The organism is Chromobacterium sp. LK1 (genome assembly GCF_001043555.1).
GTDB lineage: Bacteria > Pseudomonadota > Gammaproteobacteria > Burkholderiales > Chromobacteriaceae > Chromobacterium > Chromobacterium aquaticum.
This window is the reverse complement of sequence record NZ_LDUI01000056.1, coordinates 19944-35956: the sequence shown is the minus strand read 5'-3', so window position 1 is coordinate 35956 and position 16013 is coordinate 19944. Positions and strand designations below refer to the sequence as shown.

Genomic DNA, 16013 nt, shown 5'->3' with positions numbered 1-16013 from the left:
GGGGAGGCTTTGTTGCGTTCGGGCATTGGACATGCCGCTCGTTGGTCCACGTCTTCTCTAATCTGTTTGAAATATTGCTTTGCTGAATGAACCAAGCTGGCAATCATCATCTAATTGCATGTTTGGTGAATAAAATCAGAAAGCCTTATACAACAACGCTAGGGAAGGACGGGAATGAGCAAGCAGCAATATGATTTGGCCGATGCCGGCGAGACTTTGGGCCGGCGCACGGTGTTGAAAACGGCCTTGGGCGCGGCGGCGCTGTTTTCCATCGGTGCTGGCGGCGCCTTGAGCGGCGTGGCTTACGCGGCATCCTTGAGCAAGGCGCAGCGCGATGCGATGACGCCGGATCAGGTGATTGCGGCAATGGCGAAGGGCAATGAGCGCTTTCGCAGCGGCAAGCCCTTACGGCATGATTATCTGGCGCAGCAGCGTTCCAGTGTCGGCGCGCAGTATCCGTCGGCGGTGGTGCTCAGCTGCATCGATTCGCGCGCGCCGGCCGAGATCGTGATGGATTCCGGGATCGGCGAAACCTTCAATTCTCGGGTGGCCGGCAATGTGGTCAATGACGATCTGCTGGGCAGCATGGAGTTCGCCTGTGCGGCGGCCGGCGCCAAGGTGGTGCTGGTGATGGGGCATACCGGTTGTGGCGCGATCAAGGGCGCGATAGACCATGTGGAGATGGGCAATCTGACCGGTTTGCTGGCGCGTATCCGGCCGGCGATCGCGCAAACCCAGTATGCAGGCGAGCGCAGCAGCAAGAACGCTGATTTCGTCGACGCGGTGGCGCGCAGCAATGTGCTGTACACGATGGAACAGATCCGCAAGCGCAGCGATGTGCTGGCCAAACTGGAACGTGACGGCCAGATCAAGATCGTCGGCGCGATGTATCACCTGAACGGCGGGCGTCTGGAGTTTCTGCCCACGACGGCTTAGAGCCTGTTCATTGCCGCGCAAGCATCATGAGAATTCTGATTGCTGCGCTGCTTGGCGGGAAGGGGCGTCGAGCAGCACGTCGATGTCCTCTTCCGAACAGACCACGATGCCGGCCTGCCGAAACAGGCTGGCGGTCACGCCTTCTCCGTCCTTGAGCGTGCCGGAAAACCGGCCGTCGTAGATGCGGCGGCTGCCACAGGAAGGGCTGTTGGCCTTCAATAGCGCTTGGCGGCAACCATGGGCTTGCGCCAGACCTAAGGCCTGGCCGGCTCCATCAATAAAGGCGGCGCTGACATCCTCTCCAGTAGCTGTGATCACACCGGCCTGGCCGCGCAAGGCCGCGGTCCCGTCGCCGCCGCGCAGTTCCGCCGGCGGCCGCGGGGTTGGCAGGCCGCCCATGCATTCGGGGCAGGCGGCGATCAGGTCGAATTTCTGCCGCAAGCGCCGCCAATCCTGTTCCGACAGCGGCTTGGCCTGGCCGTCGTAGCGTACCGGCTGCCCGAGCAGGCAGGCGCTGACCAATAATTTCGGTTTCATTTCCATCTTGCTTCCAATAGCGCCGCCAATTTGAGCGCGGCGGCGCGGATATCATGCTCTTCCACGCCGGCATAGCCAAGCACCAGGCCACAGCGATCAGCCGGACCGATGAAGTGCTTGAGCATGGGGCGCAGCCATAGCCGTTGCCGGGCCGCCGCCTGGCTCAGTTCCCATTCGTCGAAACCGTCGGGCAATTGCGCCACCAGATGCAGGCCGGCCTCTCCGGCAGACAAGGGCAGCGCGTCGCCGAGCGCATGCCGCAGCGTGCCGCACAGTAATTGTTGCCGCAGCCGGTACAGCTCGCGCATATGCTTGATATGGCGAGCGAAGTGACCCTGCTCGATGAAGTCGGCCAGCGCGGCTTGTACTTGGTAATTGCCCTCTCGATACAGGCGGGCCTGCACGCGGCGGAAAGGATCCACCAAGGCTTCGGGCAGCACCAGATAACCTAGTCCCAAGGCTGGAAACATCACCTTGCTGAAAGTGCTGAGATAGATGACGCGCTCGCTGTCGGCCAGGCCTTGCAAGGAGGCGATGGGGTGGGTGGTGTAGCGGAATTCGCTGTCGTAATCGTCTTCTATGATCCAGCTGTCGTGCTGTTTCGCTAGTTGCAGCAATTCCAGCCGCCGCGCCAGCGACATGACGACGCCGGTCGGGTATTGGTGGGACGGGGTGATGTAGATCAGCCGCGGCGGAATGGAGTGGTGTCGCGGCTCTGGCGCCATGCCCTGGGCATCGACTGGAATGGGTTCTATCGTCATGTCCGCGGCGCGCCAGGCCGCTTGAGTGCCGTTGTAGCCGGGGTCTTCCACCCAGGCGACATCGCCGGGGTCGCTCAGTAGGCGGGCGAGCAATTCCAGGCCTTGCTGCGCACCCTGGGTGATGATGATCTGCTCCGGGCGGCAGCGCACCGAGCGGGCCAGGTATAAGTACTGACTTAGCACCTGCTTCAAGGCCGGCAGGCCGCCGTCGTGACGGTAGTGCAGGTTTTCCGGCTGTGGATGCAGCACATGGGCTTGCAGGCAGCGCTGCCATTGCGCGTGCGGGAAGCGCTTCAGTTCGGGCGCGCCCGGCGCGAAAGCGCCATTCAGCCCTATGGGCAGGGTACAGCCGGCGGCGACGCGCTGGCCGCGCTGTGACAGGCCTGGATGCTGTTCCACGCGCGGCGGCGGCGCGCTTCGCGCGTCGAACAGCGTGGCGACATAGGTGCCGGAGCCGTGGCGGCTTTCCAGATAGCCTTCGGCGCCCAGTTGTTCGTAGGCGTTGAGAATGGTGTTGCGGCCCAGCGCCAGCTCCGCCGCCAGCGCGCGGCTGGCCGGCAAAGACGCGCCGCCCGCCAGCTTGCCTTCGCGTATCAGTTCGCGCAGCAGTCGATACAACTGGCGCGCCAGGCTTTCCGCCCCTTGGCGCTGCAATTGGCCGCGCAGGTATTCGCTCAACCAGTCGGCGGGCAAAGTGGTTCCTTTAATTTCTGCATGGTGGCACTGTAAGGGGAATGACTTGTTGCTTAGGCTAACAGTATTTTCAGCGCAACAGGAGAGATTCGATGCTGACGCAACAGGACTTTTACGCGGCCAAGTTGGCTTATGAAATGGATGCCGCCGATGTCTGGAGCGCCTTGCAGGCCGGCGAGCGTTTATTGTTGATCGATGCGCGCGCGCCCGAGGCGTATCAGCAGGAAACCATCCCCGGCGCGTTGTCCGTGCCGCACCGGAGCATGGATGAGGCGAGCACCGCGCAGCTGCCCAAGGATGCGGTCCTGGTATCGTTCTGCGACGGCATAGGCTGCAATGCGTCGACCAAGGGCGCGCTCAAGCTGGCGCGCTTGGGCTTCAATGTGCGCGAGCTGCAAGGCGGCTTGGACTGGTGGATTCGCGACGGCTATGCGACGACGGCGCGCGCCGGCGCCGCCGTGAGCTGCAATTGCTGAGGGAGGGCGGAATGAGCATCGCCGATGTCGACGTTTTGGCCGCGGCCGGCAGCCGCAATGCCTTGGGGCAGATGGTGGGCTTGCCGGTTACGGATTGGCAGCCGGCGGCCTGGCCGCCGCGACGGAGCCTGAGCGGGCGGTTTTGCCGGCTGGAGCCGCTGGACGCGGCCAGCCATGGCCCGGCGCTGTTCGCGGCGATGGCCGCGGACGAGCGCAACTGGACCTATCTGAGTTATGGCCCCTTCGCTGTGTACCAGGATTATCAAGACTGGCTGGCGGCGCAGCAGGCCAGGCCGGACCCGCACTTTTACGCGATCGTGGATGGCGCCACCGATCTGGCCGTCGGGGTGGCGGCTTATCTGCGCATCGATCCGGCGATGGGCTGCATCGAGCTTGGCCATTTGAATTTTTCGCCCGCGCTGCAGCGGCGGCCGGCGGCGACCGAGGCGATGTATTTGTTGATGCGGCAGGCGTTTGAATTGGGCTACCGGCGTTATGAATGGAAGTGCGACGCCTTGAATCTGCCGTCGCGCCAAGCGGCTGAGCGGCTGGGTTTCCGTTTCGAGGGCCTGTTCCGCCAGGCCATGGTTTACAAGGGGCGCAACCGCGATACCGCCTGGTTCTCGATACTGGATAAGGAGTGGCCGACGCTGCGGCAAGGCATGGAGCGCTGGTTGGCGCCGGACAATTTCGATGCGGCGGGGCGGCAGCTACGGACGCTGGCGCAATGCCGCGGCGGAGATTGATTTGGCCGGCGGACTTCAAGCCGCCACGCTAGGCAGGTACAATGAGTATCTGATTTATTGAATAGATTTGCTGCCTGATGAAATCCCTGCCGCGTAATGCCCGCATCAAGGGCGAGCCGTTCTTGCCCAACCGTTTCATTTTCGGTGATGCCGTCGACGATCAGGGCCTGGAAGGCTCCGAGTACCTGATTCACACCGAGGCGCCGGCTTTTGTATGCCGGCTGCTGGGCGACGACGATACCGACTTCCCCGGCCGTGACCGCGAAGGTCTGGCCAGCGCCATGCTGTTCGACGAGGCCGACAATGTGACGGTATACGTCTGCAATCTGCGTCTGCGTCTGTTTGATTTCAATTTCAGCAATGAAGACGAAATGCCCACCGTCGGCCAATTGCAGGCGATCTGCGACGAAGCGATGCAGGCGTATCAGCGCTTGCACAAGGCTTACGCCGACCGCGAGGCGGCCGGTCCGGAGCCGCGCGAGATGCGCGCCGGGCCAACCGAGCCGCTGCCGCCGGCGGAACGCGGCCGCGCGGTGAAGCAGTTGGTGGAGCTGGCGCGCCGCGCGGTGGATCAGCCTATGGAGCGGGCGCAGCTGGCTGGCGAAGTGCAGATGGCGCTGGCGGCCGGCGATCAGGCGGTGTTCACCGAATCGCAATTGGCCTTGCTGTCGCAACCCGCCGCGCGCCAGCTGCTGGTGAACAGCGCGCGCGACGCGATCGCCTTCCCCGAGGTGATGCGCAAGGACGGCTCGGTGGCTTCCTTTGAGTTGTGGGCGCTGCCGTTCGCGTTTTCACGCGCTCAGGGCGGCGTGTGGTGGCATTTCCCGCAGCTGGAGCGTTTGGAAGTGGCGCTGGCGGATGCGCTGGAGGTGCCGGAGCAGTCGATACTGTGGATTTCCCCCACCTTGTTCACGCTGGAGATGCTGAACGAGCGCGCCTGCCAGGACCTGGTGCAGCTGGCGCCGGTGATGGATGCCGGCTGCGACTTCGCGCCGCTGGACCCGGACTCCTCGCGCGCCACCTATGAAGCGGCGCGCAAGACCAATGAGCCGCAACTGGTGCTGGCCTGGATTCCCTTCCTGGTGGAACGCGGCGCCTTGCCGCCGGAACAGGCGCGACGCCTGGCGCGCAAGGCGCTGGACGCGGCGATGCCGCTGGTGCAGCAGGCGGTGGGCGCTGAGATGGAATATGGCGAGGCCGAGCTGTTCGCGCCGCTGCCGTGGTGGGAGGCCGTGCAAACCGGCGTGCGCGCCTGGAACCGCAAGCGTCTGGGCGTGACCGCGGCCTTGCTGGCCGCCAGCGCAGGCGGGGTGCAGGAGCTGGAAGCCATCGCCGAATACCAGCCGGAGATGCAGGGTTACGAGGTGGGCTTCCGCCTGCGTGGTCGCGAGGAAGTGGCGGCGCACGCGCCGTGGCTGGTGACGCCGGACGTGGCGCCCGAGCGCGAGGAAACCTGGCGCGATCTGGCCGAGTGTCTGAAGGAGGCCGGCATTCCCTTGTCGGAGACCTTGGCCAAGTTCCATTAGGCGCGCGGTCGCGACTGTCAAAAAAAACGGGCTGGATTTCCAGCCCGTTTCGCATTGGCGCGGCGCTTTACTGGTCGATGCCGCCCAGCAGCACGTATTTGATTTCCAGATAATCCTCGATGCCGTATTTGGAGCCTTCGCGGCCCAGGCCGGATTGCTTGACGCCGCCGAAGGGCGCGGCCTCGTTGGACAGGATGCCGGTATTGACCGCCACCATGCCGTATTCCAAGCCTTCGGACACGCGGAAGATGCGGCCGATATCGCGAGCGTAGAAGTAGCTGGCCAGACCGAATTCGGTGTCGTTGGCCATCTGGATCGCTTCGGCCTCGCTGTGGAAGCGGAACAGCGGCGCCAGCGGACCGAAGGTTTCTTCCTTGGCCACCTTCATCTGCGGGGTGACATCGGTGATCACCGTCGGCTCGAAGAAGCTGTGGCCCAGCGCGTGGCGCTTGCCGCCGGCCACCAGCTTGCCGCCCTTGGCCAGCGCGTCGGCGATGTGCTCTTCCACCTTGGCCACCGCGTTCATGTCTATCATCGGGCCTTGGGTGACACCGGCGTCCAGGCCGTTGCCCACTTGCAGCTTGGCCACCGCGACGGCGAACTTCTCGGCGAAGGCGTCGTAGACGCCGTCCTGCACCAGCAAGCGGTTGGCGCAGACGCAGGTCTGGCCGGCGTTGCGGTATTTGGAAATGATGGCGCCTTCCACCGCGGCGTCGAGATCGGCGTCGTCGAACACGATGAAGGGGGCGTTGCCGCCCAGTTCCATCGACACTTTCTTGACGGTGTCCGCGCACTGGGCGATCAGTTTGCGGCCTACTTCGGTGGAACCGGTGAAGGAGAATTTCTTCACCGCGTCGCTGCCGGTCAGCACCGCGCCGATCTCGCTGGAGCCGCCGGTCAGCACCGAGAACACGCCGGCGGGAATGCCGGCGCGCTCGGCCAGCACCGCCAGCGCCAACGCAGACAGCGGGGTCTGGCTGGCCGGACGCACCACGATGGGGCAGCCGGCGGCCAGCGCCGGCGCCGCCTTGCGGGTAATCATCGCATTGGGGAAGTTCCACGGCGTGATCGCGGCGGCGACGCCGATGGGTTCCTTGGTGATCAGGATGCGTTTGTCGGCGCCGGGCGCGGGCACGGTGTCGCCGTACAGGCGCTTGGCTTCCTCCGCATACCACTCGATGTAGGAGGCGCCGTAGGCGATCTCGCCCTTGGCCTCCGCCAGCGGCTTGCCTTGCTCGCTGGTGAGAATGACCGCCAGATCGTCCTGGTTGGCCATCACCAGATCAAACCAGCGGCGCAGGATGGCTGCGCGCTCCTTCGCCGGCTTGCGTTTCCATTCTTGGAAGGCGGCGGCGGCGCCGGCGACGGCGAGCTCCGCTTCCGCCTTGCCCATCTTGGGCACATGGGCGACGATCTTGCCGGTGGCGGGATTGCTGACCGGAATGGTTTCGCCGTTGTCGGCGTCTATCCAGGCGCCGTTCACATAGCACTGCTGTTTCAGCAGCGTGGGGTCTTTCAAATTCAACATGCGGGTCTCCAACGCAGCGATGTCGGATAGGCCCGCGCCGCCGGCGCGGGTCTTGGTCTTGGAACAGGCTCTTAAGCTTTGAGCGCGGCTTCCAGCTTGGCCAGCGCTTCTTCGAACACGGTGTCTTCTATGGTCAGCGGGAACAGGAAGCGGATCACATTGGCGTAGACGCCGCAAGTGAGCAGAATCAGGCCGGATTCCAGCGCCTTGGTCTGCACTTTCTTGGCGAAGTCGGGGTCCGGCTGCTGGCTGCCGGGCTGGTTGAACTCCACCGCCAGCATCGCGCCCAGGCCTCGGATTTCGGCCATCTGCGGCACCGCGTTCTTGAGGCCGTGCAGTTTTTCCTTCAGCAAGGCGCCGAGGCGGTTGGCGCGCTCCAGCAATTTATCTTCCTGGATCGCGTCTATCACCGCCAGCGCGGCGGCCACCGCCAGCGGATTGCCGGCATAGGTGCCGCCCAGGCCGCCGGGCGCCGGCGCGTCCATGATCTCGGCGCGACCGGTCAGCGCGGACAGCGGGAAACCGCCGGCCAGCGATTTGGCCATGGTGATCAGGTCGGCCTGCACCGGGTAGTGTTCCATCGCGAACAGCTTGCCGGTGCGGGCGAAGCCGGATTGCACTTCGTCGGCGATCAGTAGAATGCCGTGTTCGTCGCAGATCTTGCGCAGCTGCACCACCCATTCGCTGGGCGCATTGTAGAAACCGCCTTCGCCTTGCACCGGCTCGAAAATGATGGCGGCGACGCGCTTGGGATCGACATCGTACTTGAACAGCTTTTCCAGGCCGCGCAGCGAGTCCTCCACCGAAACGCCATGCAGCGCGTTGGGGTAGGGGGCGTGGTAGACATCGCCGGGGAAGGGGCCGAAGCCGACCTTGTACGGCACCACTTTGCCGGTCAGCGCCATGCCCAGTAGGGTGCGGCCGTGGAAGGCGCCGCCAAAGGCGATCACGCCGCCGCGGCCGGTGGCGGCGCGCGCCACTTTCACCGCGTTTTCCACCGCTTCGGCGCCGGTGGTGAACAACGCGGTTTTCTTGGCGTGCTGGCCCGGGGTCAGTTGGTTCAGCTGTTCGGCCAGGCGGATATAGGATTCATAGGGCACGACTTGATAGCAGGTGTGGCTGAAGCGGGATAGCTGTTCTGCGACCGCGGCCTGCACTTTGGCGTGCAGATGGCCGGTGTTCAAGACGCCGATGCCGCCGGCGAAGTCGATGTAGCGTTTGCCGTCGGTATCCCAGATTTCGGCATTTTTGGCGCGATCGGCGAAGAATCCGCACATTACGCCCACGCCGCGCGGGGTGGCGTCGGCCTTACGTTGCATCAAATCCTTATTGCTCATCTGCTATCTCCTCGACGTTGTGCGGTCGGCGCCGCATCGGGCTGGCCGCCGCGAATCGGTGTCGGAACGTGGCCGGTCTGTCATGGCGCCGGTTGTCGCTCCGTGGTTTTTGCTTTCATTATTGCTGTCTGACCATCTCAGGCATTCTATGTTTGTGTTTAGCAAAAAGCTACACATGACCTAAAAAATTAAACACCTGTTGCGTGGACGTCAGCGGGGGGAAGGAGGGAGCGGAAAGAGGCGGCGGCCATGCCGGATTGGCATGGCCGCGGAGGGGGAGGCTTAACGGCGGATGACGGCGTTGACCTTGCCCAGAACCTCGCTATCCAGTTGGCCGGCGGCCTGGGATAGCGACAGGCGCGCGATCAGATAGTTGTACTTGGCGGTGGCCAGGCTGGTCAGCGTCGAATAATAGGCTTGCTCGGCCTGCAGCAGGTCGATATTGGTGCGGATGCCCACTTCCTTGCCCAGGCGCGTGGACTCCACCTTGCTCTTGGCCGAGATCAGCAATTGCTCCTGGGCGCGCACCAGCGCCGCGCCATTGGTGACGCCGAGGAAGGTGCGGCGCACGTCTTCGCGCACTTGGCGGCGGGTGGCTTCCAGCTTGTCCTTGGCGGATTCCTGCTGCGCCACCGCTTCGCGTACTTGCGAGTTGATGCCGCCGCCGGCGAACAAGGGCAGGGTGACGCCCACGCCTATGCTGCTGCCGCGTGTATGCGGCGCTTGCAGCGGTGCGCGGGTCTGGCTGTCGCTGTAGCCGGCGGTCAGGCTGACCACAGGCAGGTGGTTGCCTTTTTTCTCGGTGACGTTTTTGTCGGCGATGCCCAGCGCTTGTTCGGCGGCCTTGATGCTTAGGCTGTTGCGCTGGGCGAGGTCGATCCAGGCTTCCAGCGTGGCCGGCGTCGGCAGTTCCAGCGGCAGCTTGTCCAGCACCGGCTGTATGGTTTTCGGGTCCAGGCCGGTGACGCGGCGCAGATTGTTTTCCGCCAGTTCCAGGCTGCTGACCGCGCTGATTTCCTGTGCCACCGCGCCATCGTAGCCGGCCTGGGCTTCATGGGTATCGGTGATGGTGGCGGTGCCCACTTCGAAGGCGGTCTTGGCCTGCTCCAGCTGCTGCTGGAAGGTCTTCTTGCTGGCGCTGGTGGCGGATAGGGTGTCCTTGGCCAGCAGCACATTGAAATAGGCTTGCGAGGTGTCCAGGATCAATTGCTGCTCGGCGGCGCCGAAGCTGGTCTCGGCCTGCTGCGTCGCCAGCTTGCCTTTCTGATAGCCGGTGTATTTGCCGACGTCGAACAGCGGCTGCTGCAGATTGACGCCATAGGTGGTGGCGTCGTAGCCGCCCTGGCCGGCCGGCGTGATCGGGTTGGTGTAGTTGTAGTTGGCGCTGGCGCCGATTTGCGGCAGCAGCAGCGCGCGGCCCTGCACCGCTTTTTCGCGGCCGGCGTCCAGGTCGGAGCGCGCGGCGGCGAAATCGGCGTTGTAGTCGCGGGCGGCGCGCCAGGCTTCGACCAGGTCGAAAGCGTGGACCGGCAGCGCGAAGCCCAGCAGCAGTAAACTGCCCAGCAGGGGCGATCGGAATAGAGTCTTGTTCATTTGTATTTGTATGCTCGGTTTGTTTTGTCTCATCGCGCGCTCAGGCTTGAGGCCGCCTTACCTTGAACCACTGCGCGTACAGCGCCGGCAAGAACAGCAGGGTCAGCACCGTGGCCACCAGCAGTCCGCCCATGATGGCCACGGCCATCGGTCCCCAGAAGGTGCTGCGGCTCAGCGGTATCATCGCCAGGATGGCGGCCAATGCCGTCAGCATGATAGGCCTAAAACGTCTAATTGTGGAACCGACAATCGCGTGCCAGGGATCGATGCCGTCGCGGATATCGTGTTCGATCTGGTCGACTAGGATAACCGAGTTGCGCATGATCATGCCGGACAGCGCGATGACTCCCAGCATGGCGACGAAGCCGAACGGCGCGCTGAAGGCGATCAGGGTCAGCGTCACGCCTATCATGCCCAGCGGCGCGGTCAGCAACACCATGATGGTGCGCTGCACGCTGTGCAGTTGCAGCATCAGCAGGGTCAGCACCACCACCAGCATCAGCGGCGCCACCGCGGCGATGGCTTTCTGCGATTTGGCGCTGGATTCCATGGTGCCGCCGGCCTCGATGTGGTAGCCCAGCGGCAGGGTTTTTTCCAGCGCCTGCATCTTGGGCAGCAATTGCCGGGAAATGTCGGCGCCTTGCACCCCTTCGGCCGGATCCGCGCTCACCGTGATGGCGGGCAAGCGGTTGCGCCGCCAGATGATGCTTTCCTCGGGCTGATACTCGATGTGCCCGATCTGGGACACCGCCACGAAGCGGCCGCTGCCGGTTTGTATCATCAGATTGCCCAGTCCGGCCACATTCTTGCGCTCGTCCGGGTTTAGCCGCGCGACGATGGCGATGGCCTGGTCATCCTCGCGGAAGCTGCTGATGGTGGCGCCGGAGATCAGCATCTGCAACTGCTGCGACAATTGCTGCGAGGACAGGCCGAGCGCGCGCGCCTTGTCCTGGTCGATGCGGATGCGCAGCGCCTTCACCTGTTCGCCCCAGTTGATGTTGACCTGGCGGGTGGACGGATGCGCGCGCATCAGCGCTTCCACCTGGGCGGCGATGGCGCGCACCTTGGCGTGGTCTTCGCCCATCACCCGGAACTGCACCGCATAGCCTACCGGCGGGCCATTCTCCAGCCGGATCACCCGGCCGCGCACATTGGGGAAGTCGTTGTCGAACAGCTTCTCCAGCCGTTTCTTCACATGTTCGCGCACATGCTCGTCGCGGGTCATCAGCATCAGCTGGGCGTAGTTCAGGTGTTGTAGCTGCTGGTCCAGCGGCAGGTAGAAGCGAGGGCTGCCGCTGCCGACATAGCTGGTGACGCTGACGATGTCCTTGTCGCGCGCCAGCAGCGCCTCCAGCTTTTTCACTTCGGCTTCGGTGGCCTGATAGCTGGCGCCGCGCGGCAGCCACATGTCCACCATCAGTTCCGGGCGGTTGGAGGAGGGGAAGAACTGTTGCGCCACCAACAGCTTGAAGGCGAGCAGGGACAGCACGAAGGCGGCCAGGGTCAGCGCGATCACGGTCTTGCGCCGTTCCAGGCACCATTCCACCACCCGGCGGAAGCGGCGGTAGAACGGCTTGTCGTAGACATCGTGCGCCTCGTGCTGCTGCAGGTTTTCCGGCAGCAGCTTGTAGCCCAGATAGGGGGTGAACACCACCGCGACGATCCAGGACAGCACCAGCGCGATGCCGACCACGGCGAACAGGCTGAACACATACTCGCCGGCATTGGACTTGGCGATGCCCACCGGCAGGAAGGTGGCGGCGGTGATCAGGGTGCCGGTCAGCATCGGGAAGGCGGTGCTGGTGTAGGCGAAGGTGGCGGCCTGGAATTTGCTCCAGCCCTGCTCCAGTTTCAGCGCCATCATTTCCACCGCGATGATGGCGTCGTCCACCAGCAGGCCCAGCGCGATGATCAGCGAGCCCAGCGAAATGCGCTGCAGGTCGATGTTGAAGAAATACATCGCCAGAAAAGTCATCGCCAGCACCAGCGGAATGGACAGCGCCACCACGATGCCGGTGCGCAGGCCCAGGCTGAAGAAGCTGACCGCCAGCACGATCACCACCGCCTCCACCAGCGAGCGCATGAATTCGCTGACCGCGTTCTTGACCACCTTGGGCTGATCGGACACCGAGTGGATTTCCACGCCCACCGGCAGCTTGGACTGGATCTCCCGCATCGTGGCGCTCAGATTATTGCCCAGGCGCAGCACATCGCCGCCACTTTTCATGGTGATGGCCATGCCCAGCACCGGCTTGCCGTTGAAGCGCATGGTGTTTTGCGGCGGGTCGACATAGCCGCGGCTGACCGCGGCGATGTCGCCCAGGCGGAAGGTCTTGCCGTTGACGGTTACCGGCGTGGCGGCGATCGCGTCCACGCTGCGGTAATTGCCGGTGGGACGCACCCAGATGCGGTCGCTGGCGGTTTCGAACACGCCGGAGGGCATCATCGCGTTCTGTTGCTGCAGCGCTTTCCAGATCGCGCTGGTGTCCAGGCCCAACGAGGCCAGCTTGGCGCTGGAGAGGTCCACATAGACCCGCTGTTCCTGCACGCCCAGCAGGCTGACCTTGGCCACGTCCGGCACGCGCAGGACCTCGCGCTTGGCGTCCTCCAGGTATTGGCGCAGCTCTTCATAGCTGAAGCCGTCGCCGGCGAAGGCGTAGATATTGCCGAAGGTGTCGCCGAACTCGTCGTTGAAGAACGGCCCCTGGGTCTCGGCGGGCAGGCTGGCGCGCATATCGCTTATCTTCTTGCGCACCTGGTACCACAGCTGTTGAACATTCTTGGGCGGCACGTCCTCGCGCAGCGAAATCAGCAGCAGGCTTTCGCCGGGCTTGGTATAGCTCTGGACGAAGTCGATCTCGCCCATTTCCTGCAGTTTCTCCTCCAGCTTGTTGGTGACCTGCTGCTCCATTTCCAGCGTGCTGGCGCCTGGCCAGTAGGCTTGCACCAGCATGGCCTTGAAGGTGAATTCCGGATCTTCCTTCTGGCCCAGCTGGGTATAGGCCCAGACCCCGGCCAGCATCAGCATCACCATCAGGTAGCGCACCAGCGACTGGTGGCGCAGCGCCCATTCCGACAGATTCAGTTTCTTCATCGCGGTCTCAGCGCTCCAGCAGTTTCACGGACTGGCCGTCGCGCAGCAGATGGATGCCGGCGGTGACGATCTTGTCGCCCGGCTGCACGCCCTGGGACAGGGTGGCGGACTCGGCGTCGATGCGGCTGACCGTCACCGCGCGGCGCGTCACCTTGCCGGCGGCGCCGATCAGCCAGACATAATGCCGGCCCTGCTCGTCCAGCAGCGCGGTCAGCGGCAGCCGCAGCTGCGCCGCGGCCGCGTCCGGCAAGGCCGCGCTGGCGGTCATGCCCAGCTGCAGCCGGCTGGAGTCGCCGTCGATGGCGATGCGTGCAGGATAAGTGCGCGTGGCCGGGTCGGCGTCCGCCGCCAGTTCGCGCAGCGTCCCCGTCAGCGGCGTGCCGCCGTTCCATAGCCTGATCTGGAACTGCCGGGCGTGACGCACCTTGTCCAGCGCGTTCTCCGGCACTTGGATCGCGGCTTCGCGCGCGCCATCCTGCGATAGCCGCGCCATCGCCTGGCCAGCGGCCACGACCAGGCCGGGTTCGGCCACCATCTGGCTCAGCACGCCGTCGGCATCGGCCACCAGGTTGGTGTAGCCGGTCTGGTTGCGGCTGGCCGCCAGTTGCGCCTTGGCCTGGTCCACCTTGGCGCGCGCGGCGTTGACCGCGTTCTGCTGGCCGTCCACCTGGGACTGGCTGACAAACTGCTTGGCCAACAGCTCGCGGTAGCGTTTCAGATTCAGTTCCTGCTGGCCGAGATCGGATTGCGCCGCCGCCAGCTGCGCCTGCTTGGCGGACAGGTCCAGCGCGTAGTCGCTGGGGTCCAGTCGCGCCAGCACCTGGCCCTTCTTCACTCGATCACCGCTATTGGCCAGCTTGGCCACCACCTTGCCGGCCACGCGGAAGGCCAGATTGGTTTCGTGGCGGGCGCGGATTTCGCCTGCGTAGCTGTCGCCCTGCTGTTGGGCGGTTTGACCGGCCACCACATAACGCACCGGGCGCGGCGCTTCGGGCGGGGCTTCCGGCTTGCCGCAGGCGGCGAGAGTCAGGCTGGCGATGGTCAGCCAGAGGCAGTGAGCTGCAGTTCTCATGTCAGTTCTCGTAGCAAGGATTCTTCAGGCCTTGCAGCACCAGCTGCAAGGCTTCGCTCAGGTGTTCGCGGGAATGGTGATGCGAATAGCCGCAGGTTTCGGGCACCACCTTGGCGAAGGAATGCGCCCAGGTCATCGCCATCACCAGCGGCGCCAGCAGGGCGTCGCAGCTGCTGGCGATGGGCAGCGGCCGAAACTCGCCGCTGTCCATGCCGCGGCGCAGAATGTGCTCGACCATGCTCAGACAGGGCGAGATCACTTCATTGGTGTAGAACTGCGCCAGCTCCGGAAAATTGGTGGCCTCGGCTATCGCCAGCTTGCACAGGCCGGCGGCTGGCGTGGCGCCCACCTCGTCCCACCATTTGAGCAACAGGATTTGCAGCAACTCGCCCACTGGGCCCTGATGCTGTTGCTCCAGCTCGACGAAGGCGCCGAGACGGCTGGACAGATGGTGGAGCACCATGGCCTTGAAGATGTCTTCCTTGTTCTGGAAGTACAGATAGGGCGTGCCCTTGGTCACGCCGGCCGCGCGGGCGATGTCTTCCATCTTGGTGGCGCTGAAGCCTTTCTCAACGAATAAGGCCAGTGCTGCATCCAGGATTTCGCTGGGACGCGCGTCTTTTTTGCGCTGCCAGCGCGAGGAGGGAGCTTGTGCCATGTTTGTATAGCTGAATCTTGGTTCATTAATGTTTTGGACTGTAGGGCAGAATGCCGCTGTTCTGCAATTAATAAATCACAGTTCATTAATCGGCTTGATTAAAATGCAACAGATCAGAATCGTTTTTCGTCCGGCCGGCAGCGGCCGGGCGCAACCATGGAGAATGCCGTGCCGACCGATGCAGCAGAAAAAGCCCTGATACTTGCCGAAGCCCTGCCTTATATCCGCCGTTTTTCCGGCAAGACCCTGGTGATCAAGTACGGTGGCAACGCGATGACGGACGCGGCCTTGAAAGAAGGCTTCGCCAAGGACGTGGTGATGCTGAAGCTGGTGGGCATCAATCCAGTGGTGGTGCATGGTGGTGGCCCGCAAATCAATGAACTGTTGAGCCGCGTCGGCAAGCAGGGCGAGTTCATCCAGGGCATGCGCGTTACAGACTCCGACACCATGGACTTGGTGGAAATGGTGCTGGGCGGCCTGGTGAACAAGGAAATCGTGTCGCTGATCAATAAGCACGGCGGCAAGGCCGTCGGCCTGACCGGCAAGGACGGGCATTTCATCCGCGCCAGCAAGATGTATTTGAAATCAGAAACCGACGACGAGATCGACATCGGCCAAGTGGGCGAAATCTCCAGCATCGATCCGGCGCTGGTGTCCTTGCTGGACAGTCAGGACTTCATCCCGGTGGTGGCGCCGATCGGCGTCGGCGAAGACGGCGAGGCCTACAATATCAATGCCGACCTGGTGGCAGGAAAGCTGGCGGAAACCCTGGGCGCGGAAAAACTGGTGCTGATGACCAATACCCCCGGCGTGCTGGACAAGAACGGCAAGCTGTTGACTGGCTTGTCTGCGCAGCAGGTGGACGGACTGTTCGCCGATGGCACCATCCACGGCGGCATGTTGCCCAAGATCAGTTCGGCGCTGGATGCCGCGCGCAACGGCGTCAACGCGGTGCACATCATCGATGGCCGTGTGCCGCACGCGCTGCTGCTGGAAATCCTGACCGATGCCGGCGTCGGCACCATGATCCGGGCCTGACGACGGGGGCGGCGGGTG

At 63.9% G+C, this 16013-nt stretch carries 13 protein-coding genes; 5 read left to right on the top strand and 8 right to left on the bottom strand.

Annotation, left to right across the window (positions count from 1 at the left end; all coding sequences use genetic code 11):
- Positions 1–174 precede the first annotated feature (174 nt).
- Entirely contained in the window at positions 175–936 is a 762-nt protein-coding gene (locus VI26_RS21180; protein WP_048411753.1) for a carbonic anhydrase family protein, read from the top strand.
- A 24-nt stretch (positions 937–960) separates the two neighbouring features.
- Here VI26_RS21180 and VI26_RS21175 read toward each other — a convergent pair whose 3' ends face one another.
- Both VI26_RS21175 and VI26_RS21170 read right to left on the bottom strand, forming a co-directional pair.
- Positions 961–1473, bottom strand: coding sequence for a DUF523 domain-containing protein (locus tag VI26_RS21175; RefSeq protein ID WP_231581079.1), 513 nt, complete (start codon positions 1471–1473; stop codon positions 961–963).
- Entirely contained in the window at positions 1470–2927 is a 1458-nt protein-coding gene (locus VI26_RS21170) for a PLP-dependent aminotransferase family protein (protein ID WP_048411751.1), read from the bottom strand. Before VI26_RS21170 ends, VI26_RS21175 begins: the two co-directional genes overlap by 4 nt.
- Before the next feature lie 92 nt (positions 2928–3019).
- On the opposite strand from VI26_RS21170, the gene VI26_RS21165 reads away from it, so the two are divergent.
- The 3 genes from VI26_RS21165 (at position 3020) to VI26_RS21155 (ending at position 5675) form a co-directional block, all read left to right on the top strand.
- Entirely contained in the window at positions 3020–3403 is a 384-nt protein-coding gene (locus tag VI26_RS21165; RefSeq protein ID WP_048411750.1) for a rhodanese-like domain-containing protein, read from the top strand.
- An 11-nt stretch (positions 3404–3414) separates the two neighbouring features.
- Positions 3415–4149, top strand: coding sequence for a GNAT family N-acetyltransferase (locus tag VI26_RS21160; RefSeq protein ID WP_048411749.1), 735 nt, complete (start codon positions 3415–3417; stop codon positions 4147–4149).
- Between the two features lie 77 nt (positions 4150–4226).
- Positions 4227–5675 carry a hypothetical protein gene (locus tag VI26_RS21155; protein WP_048411748.1) on the top strand — a complete coding sequence of 483 codons (1449 nt, stop codon included), beginning with the start codon at positions 4227–4229 and terminating at the stop codon, positions 5673–5675.
- 67 nt (positions 5676–5742) lie between these two features.
- Here the strand turns inward: VI26_RS21155 and VI26_RS21150 are convergent, their stop codons facing one another.
- The 6 genes from VI26_RS21150 to VI26_RS21125 form a co-directional block, all read right to left on the bottom strand.
- Positions 5743–7203: an NAD-dependent succinate-semialdehyde dehydrogenase gene (locus tag VI26_RS21150; protein WP_048411747.1), complete on the bottom strand. Its 1461-nt coding sequence runs from the start codon at positions 7201–7203 to the stop codon at positions 5743–5745.
- A 71-nt stretch (positions 7204–7274) separates the two neighbouring features.
- Positions 7275–8540 (bottom strand): 4-aminobutyrate--2-oxoglutarate transaminase, encoded by a 1266-nt coding sequence (gabT, locus tag VI26_RS21145; RefSeq protein ID WP_048411746.1) that lies wholly within the window; start codon positions 8538–8540, stop codon positions 7275–7277.
- A 282-nt stretch (positions 8541–8822) separates the two neighbouring features.
- Complete coding sequence (locus tag VI26_RS21140; RefSeq protein ID WP_048411745.1) at positions 8823–10133, bottom strand: TolC family outer membrane protein; 1311 nt, start codon at positions 10131–10133, stop codon at positions 8823–8825.
- Positions 10134–10173: 40 nt separating this feature from the next.
- Complete coding sequence (locus tag VI26_RS21135) at positions 10174–13227, bottom strand: efflux RND transporter permease subunit (RefSeq protein WP_048411744.1); 3054 nt, start codon at positions 13225–13227, stop codon at positions 10174–10176.
- 7 nt (positions 13228–13234) lie between these two features.
- Entirely contained in the window at positions 13235–14299 is a 1065-nt protein-coding gene (locus VI26_RS21130) for an efflux RND transporter periplasmic adaptor subunit (RefSeq protein ID WP_048411743.1), read from the bottom strand.
- A 1-nt stretch (position 14300) separates the two neighbouring features.
- The gene (locus tag VI26_RS21125) at positions 14301–14957 is read right to left on the bottom strand and encodes a TetR/AcrR family transcriptional regulator (protein ID WP_048411742.1); all 657 of its coding nucleotides are present in this window, start codon (positions 14955–14957) and stop codon (positions 14301–14303) included.
- A 168-nt stretch (positions 14958–15125) separates the two neighbouring features.
- On the opposite strand from VI26_RS21125, the gene argB reads away from it, so the two are divergent.
- Positions 15126–15995, top strand: a complete 870-nt coding sequence (argB, locus tag VI26_RS21120; protein WP_369799221.1) for an acetylglutamate kinase — start codon at positions 15126–15128, stop codon at positions 15993–15995.
- Positions 15996–16013 lie beyond the last annotated feature (18 nt).